The sequence below is a fragment of the Pseudomonas juntendi genome (assembly GCF_009932375.1).
Classification (GTDB): Bacteria; Pseudomonadota; Gammaproteobacteria; order Pseudomonadales; family Pseudomonadaceae; genus Aquipseudomonas; species Aquipseudomonas juntendi.
Genome location: NZ_BLJG01000162.1, coordinates 23,122 through 31,998 on the forward strand (window position 1 = coordinate 23,122; position 8,877 = coordinate 31,998).

At 65.2% G+C, this 8,877-nt stretch carries 8 protein-coding genes; 6 read left to right on the top strand and 2 right to left on the bottom strand.

The features are described 5' to 3' along the window. Nucleotides 1–49 precede the first annotated feature (49 nt). The 5 genes from GYA94_RS19900 to pdeM all read left to right on the top strand — a co-directional run bounded on the left by GYA94_RS19900 (nt 50) and on the right by pdeM (nt 7,164). Nucleotides 50–1,066 carry a ligase-associated DNA damage response exonuclease gene (locus tag GYA94_RS19900; RefSeq protein WP_110679149.1) on the top strand — a complete coding sequence of 339 codons (1,017 nt, stop codon included), beginning with the start codon at nt 50–52 and terminating at the stop codon, nt 1,064–1,066. Further along, nucleotides 1,063–2,721 carry an ATP-dependent DNA ligase gene (locus GYA94_RS19905; protein WP_029886596.1) on the top strand — a complete coding sequence of 553 codons (1,659 nt, stop codon included), beginning with the start codon at nt 1,063–1,065 and terminating at the stop codon, nt 2,719–2,721. The genes GYA94_RS19900 and GYA94_RS19905 overlap by 4 nt, the downstream gene beginning before the upstream one ends. Before the next feature lie 159 nt (nt 2,722–2,880). Beyond that, a complete protein-coding gene (locus GYA94_RS19910; RefSeq protein ID WP_029886597.1) occupies nt 2,881–3,996 on the top strand; it encodes a succinylglutamate desuccinylase/aspartoacylase family protein in 1,116 nt (371 codons plus the stop codon). A gap of 67 nt (nt 3,997–4,063) precedes the next feature. Then, nucleotides 4,064–6,511 carry a ligase-associated DNA damage response DEXH box helicase gene (locus tag GYA94_RS19915; protein WP_029886598.1) on the top strand — a complete coding sequence of 816 codons (2,448 nt, stop codon included), beginning with the start codon at nt 4,064–4,066 and terminating at the stop codon, nt 6,509–6,511. Next, nucleotides 6,508–7,164, top strand: coding sequence for a ligase-associated DNA damage response endonuclease PdeM (gene pdeM, locus GYA94_RS19920; protein ID WP_161892941.1), 657 nt, complete (start codon nt 6,508–6,510; stop codon nt 7,162–7,164). Before GYA94_RS19915 ends, pdeM begins: the two co-directional genes overlap by 4 nt. A 7-nt stretch (nt 7,165–7,171) precedes the next feature. On the opposite strand, the gene GYA94_RS19925 is transcribed toward pdeM, so the two are convergent. Together GYA94_RS19925 and dcd are read right to left on the bottom strand one after the other, a co-directional pair. Continuing rightward, the gene (locus tag GYA94_RS19925; protein WP_054914202.1) at nt 7,172–7,399 is read right to left on the bottom strand and encodes a hypothetical protein; all 228 of its coding nucleotides are present in this window, start codon (nt 7,397–7,399) and stop codon (nt 7,172–7,174) included. Between the two features lie 92 nt (nt 7,400–7,491). Beyond that, nucleotides 7,492–8,058 carry a dCTP deaminase gene (gene dcd, locus GYA94_RS19930; protein ID WP_009684571.1) on the bottom strand — a complete coding sequence of 189 codons (567 nt, stop codon included), beginning with the start codon at nt 8,056–8,058 and terminating at the stop codon, nt 7,492–7,494. Nucleotides 8,059–8,385: 327 nt separating this feature from the next. Between dcd and GYA94_RS19935 the strand changes: the two genes are divergently transcribed. Beyond that, nucleotides 8,386–8,595: a cold-shock protein gene (locus tag GYA94_RS19935; RefSeq protein WP_003254922.1), complete on the top strand. Its 210-nt coding sequence runs from the start codon at nt 8,386–8,388 to the stop codon at nt 8,593–8,595. Nucleotides 8,596–8,877: the final 282 nt, after the last annotated feature.

Below are 8,877 nucleotides of genomic sequence, written 5' to 3' on the forward strand. Positions count from 1 at the left end.
GCTGGTTCCGAGCTCCTAACAAGTACTCTCGGTAACCAGCGCCTACGCCATGGACCTCGTCATCGCCCGCCCCGAAGGCCTGTACTGCCCACCCGGTGATTTCTACATCGACCCGTGGCGGCCCGTGGACCGCGCCGTGATCACCCATGGCCACGGCGACCACGCCCGCACCGGTAACGGCCACTACCTGACCGCCAGCCCGGGCGCCGGCATCCTGCGCAGCCGCCTGGGCCAGCACATCGATTTGCAGACCTTGCCCTACGGTGAGCGCCTGCAGCACCATGGCGTGACCCTGAGCCTGCACCCGGCCGGGCATGTGCTGGGTTCGGCGCAGGTGCGCCTGGAGTACCAGGGCGAAGTCTGGGTGGCCTCCGGCGACTACAAGGTCGAGCCTGATGGCACCTGTACCCCCTTCGAGCCGGTGCCCTGCCACACCTTCATCACCGAGTCGACCTTCGGCTTGCCGATCTATCGCTGGCCAAGCCAAAGCGAGATCTTCGCCGGCATCAATGCCTGGTGGCGGGCCAATTGCGAGCTGGGCAAGGCCAGCGTGTTGTTCTGCTACGCCTTCGGCAAAGCCCAGCGGATTCTGCACGGCCTGGACGCGAGCATCGGCCCGATCCTGGTGCATGGCGCCGTCGAACCGCTCAACCGGGTGTACCGTGAAGCCGGTGTGCATCTGCCCGATACCCGCTATGCCGGCGATATCGCGCGCAACGACCCCATGCTGCGCCGGGCATTGGTCCTGGCGCCTCCGTCAGCCGGCGGCAGCAGCTGGATGCGCCGCTTCGGTGACTACAGCGACGCGTTCGCCAGCGGCTGGATGCTGCTGCGCGGCACGCGCAGGCGCCGCGGTGTGGATCGGGGCTTTGTGCTTTCCGACCATGCCGACTGGCCAGGCCTGCTCTGGGCCATCAGCCAGACCGGCGCCGAACGGGTGATGGTGACCCACGGTTCGGTCAATGTGTTGGTGCGTTACCTCAACGAACAAGGCCTGGATGCCCGTGCCTTCGTGACCGAGTACGGCGACGAAGACGATGCACCCACGCCCGAGCCTGCGCCATGAAAGCGTTCGCTGCGTTGTACCTGCGCCTGGACGCGACCACTTCCAGCAATGCCAAGCTCGAAGCGCTGCGTGATTACTTCGCCACCGCGCCCGCCGAAGACGCTGCCTGGGCGGTGTATTTCCTGGCCGGTGGGCGCCCTCGGCAGTTGGTGCCGACGCGCCTGCTGCGCGAACTGGCAACGGCCATGGCCGGCCTGCCGGACTGGCTGTTCGAGGAAAGCTACCAGGCAGTCGGTGACCTGGCCGAAACCATTTCATTGCTGTTGCCGCAGCATGCAGAAGGCAACGACGAAGGCTTGGCAGCCTGGGTTGAAAACCATCTGCTGCCTTTGCGGGGCCTGCCGCCCGAGCAGGTCCGCGAACGCTTGCCAGCGCTGTGGGCGCAACTGGAACGCCCCAGCCTGATGCTGTGCCTGAAGCTGATCACCGGCAGCTTCCGCGTGGGCGTGTCCAAGCTGCTGGTCACCCGTGCGCTGGCGCAACTGGCCGGGCTGGACGCCAAGCGCGTGGCCCAGCGGCTGGTTGGGTATACCGACATCAGTCACCGCCCCAGCGCCGCCAGCTACCACAAGCTGATCGCCGAGGAGTCCGCCGATGAACACAGTCAGCGCGGCGGCCAGCCCTACCCCTTCTTCCTGGCCCACCCACTGCAGGTGCCCAGCGAGCAGTTCGACGCCTTGCTCGGCCCGCCGAGTGACTGGCAGATCGAATGGAAGTGGGACGGCATCCGTGCCCAGGTGGTCAAGCGCGAGGGCCAGCTTTGGGTGTGGTCACGCGGCGAAGAGCTGGTCACCGAGCGCTTCCCCGAACTGCATGGCCTGGCGCAGACACTGCCTGATGGGGTGGTGCTGGATGGCGAAATCCTGGTGTGGAAGCCGGGCGAGTCATCGACGGAACTGGCCGTGCAGCCATTCGCGCTGCTGCAGCAGCGCCTTGGCCGCAAAACCTTGGGCAAGAAGCTGCTGGCCGACGCGCCTGTCGTGCTGCAAGCCTACGACTTGCTGGAGTGGCAAGGCGAAGACTGGCGTAGCCGACCGCAGCACGAACGCCGCACCCAGCTGCAACGCCTGGTGGAAGAACACCCGCTTGCCCCGGTCCTGCTGTCGCCACTGCTCGAAGGCCCGGACTGGGCCGACCTTGCCCGCCAGCGTGAGCAATCCCGCAGCCTTGGCGTCGAGGGCCTGATGCTCAAGCAGCGTGAGGCTTTGTACGGCGTGGGCCGTACCAAGGACATGGGCACCTGGTGGAAGTGGAAGATCGACCCCTTCAGCGTCGATGCCGTGCTCATTTATGCCCAACGTGGCCATGGCCGCCGGGCCAGCCTGTACAGCGACTACACCTTCGCCGTGTGGGACGCGCCGGCCGGCACGCCTGGGCGGGCACTGGTGCCGTTTGCCAAGGCGTACTCAGGGCTCAGCGACGCGGAGATGCGCAAGGTCGACAGCATCATCCGCAAAACCACCGTGGAAACCTTCGGTCCGGTGCGCAGCGTGACCCCCACGCTGGTGTTCGAGCTAGGCTTCGAGGGCATCGCCCTGTCCCGCCGGCACAAGAGCGGTATCGCCGTGCGCTTCCCGCGCATGCTGCGCTGGCGCCTGGACAAACCGGTGGAAGAGGCCGACGACCTGGCGACGCTGCAGGCCTTGCTGGCCTAGGTTGCTGGCTGGGTGGCCGCGGTGTGGGCGGGCTCGCTCGCGCAGCCCACCCTCACCGAGTTTCGGCAAACCCTATGCAGGCACAACGCCGAAAACTGTGCTTCTATCTGTGTGCCGACCCGTGTCGCAGACCGTTTTCGCCACGCAGCCAGGACCACCATGCACCATTCAACACACGACCTGCTCTCACCCGTTCCGGGCATCACCCGCCAACTGCACAGCTTCCACTTCGGCCCCCGCGGTGGTGGCAAAGTCTATATCCAGGCATCGCTGCACGCCGACGAGCTACCCGGCATGCTGGTCGCCTGGCACCTCAAGCGCCGCCTGGCAGAACTGGAACAACAAGGCCGTCTGCAGCGCGAAATCATTCTGGTGCCGGTGGCCAACCCGGTTGGCCTGGAGCAGGTGCTGCTGGACGCGCCACTGGGGCGCTTCGAGCTACAGAGTGGCGAGAATTTCAACCGTAATTTCGTCGACCTGTCGGACACCATCGGCGACCAGATCGAAGAGCACCTCAGCCAGGACCCTGCCCACAACGTTGCGCTGATCCGCGAGTACCTGCGCCGCGGGCTGGACGCGCACCCGGCGCGTACGCCGCTGCAGGCCCAGCGCCTGATCCTGCAACGGCTGGCCTGCGATGCCGACCTGATACTGGACCTGCACTGCGACTTCGAAGCGGTGGAGCACCTGTACACAACACCTGACGCCTGGCCGCAGATCGAACCGCTGGCCCGCTACCTGGGTGCACAGGCCAGCCTGCTGGCCACCGATTCGGGCGGGCAGTCGTTCGACGAGTGCTTCAGCCTGGTCTGGTGGCAGTTGCAGCAGCGCTTCGGCAAACGCTTCCCTATCCCGTTGGGCTGTTGCTCGGTCACGGTCGAGTTGCGCGGGCAGGCCGACGTCAGCCACGCACTGGCCAGCAAGGATTGCGGGGCGATTCTCGACTTCCTCACCCATGCCGGCATTATCGAGGGTGCCAAGCCGGCACTCCCCGCCCTGCTGCGCCCGGCTACACCGCTGGCCGCCGTAGAACCGGTGGCGACACCCCTGGGTGGGTTGCTGGTGTACCACGCCAAACCAGGCCAGCAACTGGCGGCAGGCCAACTGATCGCCGAAGTCATCGACCCCCTCAGCGACCGGGTCACTGCCGTGCGCAATAGCCAGGCCGGCCTGTTGTACGCCCGCAGCGTACGGCGCATGGCTACCGCGGGCATGGTCATCGCCCATGTGGCCGGCGAGCAGGTGTGCCGGAGCGGTTACCTGTTGGGCAATTGATCCGGTAAAACCATTGCCGCCGGCGGGTGGTCTGTAGAAGCACAACCTTCGAAGGACCCTGCGCCCCATGCCCACCACCGACCTCGCCAACGCCTGGTTCAGCAAACGTGGCTGGAAACCGTTCGCGTTCCAGCGCCGGGTCTGGGCGGCGGTAGAGCGCGGCGAGTCTGGCCTGCTGCACGCCAGCACCGGTGCCGGCAAAACCTACGCGGTGTGGCTGGCGGCACTGCGCGCATTCAAGGCCCAGGCGCAGGGGCGCCAGGCAGCACCCTTGCAGGTGATATGGATCACGCCAATGCGCGCCCTGGCCGCCGACACTGCGCGCGCCCTGCAAGCGCCCCTCGATGAGCTGGGTTTGCCGTGGAGTGTCGGCGTACGCAGCGGCGACACCAGCAGTGCCGAGCGGGCCCGGCAAGCGCGGCGCCTGCCCAGCGTGCTGGTCACCACCCCGGAAAGCTTGACCCTGCTACTGACGCGTGCCCAAGCAGAAGCCGATTTCGCCACGCTGCGCTTGATCGTGGTCGACGAATGGCACGAGTTGCTGGGTAACAAACGCGGCGTGCAACTGCAGCTGGCCTTGGCCCGCCTGCGCCGCTGGCACCCAGGCCTGCCGACCTGGGGTTTGTCTGCCACCTTGGGCAACCTGCAGCATGCACGGGACGTGCTGCTGCCCGAGGGCGGCCTGCTGGTGCAAGGCCGGCAAGACAAAGCACTGCAGGTCGATACCCTGCTGCCCGGGGCCATAGAACGGTTTCCCTGGGCCGGGCACATGGGCCTGAAAATGCTCGACCAGGTCAGCCGCGAGGTCGACGCCAGCACCAGTTGCCTGGTGTTCACCAATACCCGGGCCCAAGCCGAGCTCTGGTACCAGGCCCTGCTGGAAAGCCGCCCCGACTGGGCCGGCCTGATCGCCTTGCACCATGCCTCACTGGCCCGGGAAACCCGCGACTGGGTTGAACGCAGCCTCAAGCAGGGCAGCCTGAAGGCGGTGATCTGCACCTCCAGCCTGGACCTGGGGGTAGACTTTCTGCCCGTGGAGCGGGTGCTGCAAATCGGCTCGGCCAAGGGCATCGCACGCCTGATGCAACGGGCCGGCCGCTCGGGCCATGCCCCCGGGCGGCGCTCCCGGATAACCCTCGTACCTACCCACAGCCTGGAGCTGGTCGAGGCAGCAGCCGCTCGCCAGGCACTGGAAGCCGGGCACATCGAGGCGCGTTTCTCCCCCCGGCTGTGCATGGACGTACTGGTGCAGCACCTGGTCAGCATGGCCTTGGGCAGTGGCTTTCGCGCCGACCAGTTGCTGGCCGAAGTGCGCAGCACCTGGGCGTTCGCCGGCTTGCGCGACAGCCAGTGGCAGTGGGCCCTGGACTTTGTCTGCCACGGCGGCAGTTCACTGACGGCCTACCCCGACTACCAGCGCGTCGAGCGCCATGCCGACGGCGTTTATCGAGTGGCCAGCGAGCGCCTGGCGCGGCGCCATCGCATGGGCATCGGCACCATCGTCAGCGATGCCAGCCTGCAGCTCAAGTACTGGAGCAAGGGCGGCGGCGGCAAGACGCTGGGCAGTGTCGAGGAGGCCTTCATCGCCCGCCTGCGGCCCGGCGATACGCTGGTGTTCGCCGGGCGGGTACTGGAACTGGTGCGGGTGGAAAACATGACCGCCTACGTACGCCGCAGCACCGCACGCAAGGCTGCCATAGCACGCTGGAACGGCGGGCGCATGCCCTTGTCGAGCGAGCTGGCCGATGCGCTGGTCGAACAGCTCGACGCTGCCGCCCACGAACGGTTTACCGGCCCGGAAATGCGCGCCGTGCGCCCGCTGCTGGCACTGCAAGCCCAATGGTCGGCTCTACCCACCACGGCTACGCTGCTGGCGGAGACCTTCAAGTCGCGCCAGGGCTGGCATCTGTTCCTGTACCCCTTCGCCGGGCGCATGGCCAACCTGGGCCTGGCCAACCTGATTGCCTGGCGGGTGAGCCGCCAGCAACCCCTGTCGGTATCGATTGCCGTGAATGACTATGGCTTCGAGCTGCTCAGCCCTGGCCATGTGGACTGGGCGACGCACTTACCGCAGGCGCTGGGCACCGAGCAACTGCTGGAGGATGTGCTGGCCAGCCTCAACGCGGGTGAAATGGCGCTACGCCGTTTCAGGGAAATTGCCCAGATTGCCGGGCTGGTGTTTGGCGGCTATCCGGCGGCACAGAAAAGCATGCGGCAGATTCAAGCATCCAGTGGTCTGTTCTACGAGGTGTTTCGCAAACATGATGCAGGCAACCTGCTGCTCGGCCAGGCCCGTGACGAGGTGCTGAGCGAGGAACTGGAAATTGATCGCCTGCACCGCCAACTGTTGAAGATGGCCGGCCTGCAACTGGACCTGCGGGCATTGAAGCGGCCGGGGCCGCTGGCGTTCGCCTTGCTGGTGGAGGGCATGCGCGAGACGTTGAGCACCGAGAAGCTGGCGGACCGTATTGCGCGAATGGTGGCAGAACTGGAACAGGCGGCGAACAAGGAATGACTCAACAGCATCAGGCCATCGAACATTGCGGCCAGGAGTTATGGCTGCTCCCGGACAAGGCCATCTACTGGCCGGCGCAGCGTGCATTGCTGGTTGCCGACGTGCATATCGGCAAAGCCGCCAGTTATCGTGCGTTGCACCAACCGGTGCCGCGTGGCACCACCGAGGCGACCCTGGCGCGGCTGGATGACCTGCTGGCCCACTACGCTTGCGAACAGCTGGTCGTACTCGGCGACTTCCTGCACGCGCGCAGCGCGCGGGCACCTGCCACGCTGGCTCGTCTGCAGGCATGGCGCGACCGCCATCCTGGCCTGCACATCGTGCTGATACGCGGCAACCACGATCACAACGCCGGCGATCCCCCCGAAACGCTGGGCATCACAGTGCTGGATGAACCCTGGCTGCTGGGCCCTTTCGCCCTGCAGCACGAACCGCATGCTCACCCGGAACGGCCAGTGCTGGCCGGCCACGTGCACCCGGTCTTCATCCTGCGTGGCAGGGCCAGGCAACGCCTGCGCCTGCCGTGCTTTCTGATCGACAAACAGGTGAGCCTGCTGCCCGCATTCGGTGAGTTCACCGGCGGCTGGGAAATAGCGCCGCTGCCCACCAGCCAGGTCTACCTGGCTGGCGCCGGCCGGGTCTGGCCGCTTTAGCAGCGCATCACGCTACAGGCGCTGGGGGAGGCTCGTCAGGCAAGGTCGGCTCGCCCGGTTCCATGGGTGGAGATTCACCTGGCTGCGCAGGCTGCGGCGTATCGGGGTCAGGCTGGTGGGGCACGCCCCCGGCCTGCATGGGCAACGGATGCGCCAGCAAAGACCAGGGCAACAACCCGATGTGGTTGGGCTGCAGACCTGCCAGCTTGGCACTGATTGCGGGATGGAGTTTCATTGGCTGCTCCTGACGAAACCGATGCACATCATGAGCATCGGCGTACTTCGTTGGAGTGGCAAAAGCGCAGGTAATTCCCCGCGCTCGTCGGCTCAGGTCCGCGGCAGGGTCACGCCGCGCTGGCCCTGGTACTTGCCGCCGCGGTCCTTGTACGACACATCGCACGCTTCGTCAGACTGCAGGAACAGCATCTGCGCCACGCCTTCGTTGGCATAGATCTTTGCCGGCAGCGTGGTGGTGTTGGAGAATTCCAGGGTCACGTGGCCTTCCCACTCAGGTTCCAGCGGGGTGACATTGACGATGATGCCGCAACGGGCGTAGGTGCTCTTGCCCAGGCAGATGGTCAGCACGTCGCGCGGAATGCGGAAGTACTCGACCGTGCGCGCCAGGGCGAACGAGTTCGGCGGAATGATGCACACGTCGCTCTTGATGTCGACGAAGCTGCCAGCGTCGAAGTTTTTCGGATCGACGGTCGCCGAGTTGATGTTGGTGAACACCTTGAATTCGTCGGCGCAGCGCACGTCGTAGCCGTAGCTGGAAACACCGAAAGAGATGACCCGGCTGTCCTGCTCGCCGCGCACCTGGCGCTCGACGAACGGCTCGATCATGCCGTGTTCCTGCGCCATGCGGCGAATCCACTTGTCCGATTTGATGCTCATGGCGGGGTGTCCTGAAGAGTTGCGTGGTGGAAAACGTGGTGCGCATCTTACCGGTCCCGGCGCCCAGGTTAAAGTTCCATCCCTCACCCCGCGTCGGGCGCGGCTTGCAGCCGCCGTCGATCCGAATTTGCCTAAACCGCATTCAGACCATTGGCAGGTTGCGGAAAGTGGGGTAAGGTGGCGCCACTGTGCTGCACGTGACACCGAGAATCTCTAGTTTGATGCACGATCCTGATCGGCCCATCGCTGAATTTTCTGCTCTCTTTGCGCTCAGTCCCGGTCAGGGTGTTTCCTGACCGTTATCAAATTGTCCAAGGAGACAGAAAAATGTCCAACCGTCAATCCGGTGTTGTTAAGTGGTTCAACGATGAGAAAGGCTACGGCTTCATCACCCCTCAGTCGGGCGACGACCTGTTCGTGCACTTCAAAGCCATCCAAGCTGACGGCTTCAAAACCCTGAAAGAAGGCCAGGCTGTTACTTTCGTCGCTACCCGCGGCCAGAAAGGCATGCAGGCTGAAGAAGTTCAGATCGCCTAAGCCGATCTAGCTTCCTAGCTTTCAAAAAACCCGCCTTCTGGCGGGTTTTTTTATGCTTGTTCGAAATTCGGCGCTGGCTTCTTCGCGGGTTTGCCCGCCCCTGCAGGAATCGCGCAGGCTTCAAGTGCTGTGTAGTCCTTGTGGGGGCAACTGTCTTTCCAAAATTTGAAAAGCCTGCGCGATTCATTGTGGGAGCGGGCGTGCCCGCGAAGCCGGCGACGCGGTGTCTGGCACCGGCTGCGCCGGTGTTCGCGGGCACGCCCGCTCCCACAGGAACCGTGT

What these genes read in the sequence shown, in the direction of transcription:
- GYA94_RS19900 (WP_110679149.1), top strand. Translation starts at nt 50, where the DNA reads ATGGACCTCGTCATCGCCCGCCCCGAAGGCCTGTACTGCCCACCCGGT.
- GYA94_RS19905 (WP_029886596.1), top strand. Translation starts at nt 1,063, where the DNA reads ATGAAAGCGTTCGCTGCGTTGTACCTGCGCCTGGACGCGACCACTTCC.
- GYA94_RS19910 (WP_029886597.1), top strand. Translation starts at nt 2,881, where the DNA reads ATGCACCATTCAACACACGACCTGCTCTCACCCGTTCCGGGCATCACC.
- GYA94_RS19915 (WP_029886598.1), top strand. Translation starts at nt 4,064, where the DNA reads ATGCCCACCACCGACCTCGCCAACGCCTGGTTCAGCAAACGTGGCTGG.
- pdeM (WP_161892941.1), top strand. Translation starts at nt 6,508, where the DNA reads ATGACTCAACAGCATCAGGCCATCGAACATTGCGGCCAGGAGTTATGG.
- GYA94_RS19925 (WP_054914202.1), bottom strand. Translation starts at nt 7,399, where the DNA reads ATGAAACTCCATCCCGCAATCAGTGCCAAGCTGGCAGGTCTGCAGCCC.
- dcd (WP_009684571.1), bottom strand. Translation starts at nt 8,058, where the DNA reads ATGAGCATCAAATCGGACAAGTGGATTCGCCGCATGGCGCAGGAACAC.
- GYA94_RS19935 (WP_003254922.1), top strand. Translation starts at nt 8,386, where the DNA reads ATGTCCAACCGTCAATCCGGTGTTGTTAAGTGGTTCAACGATGAGAAA.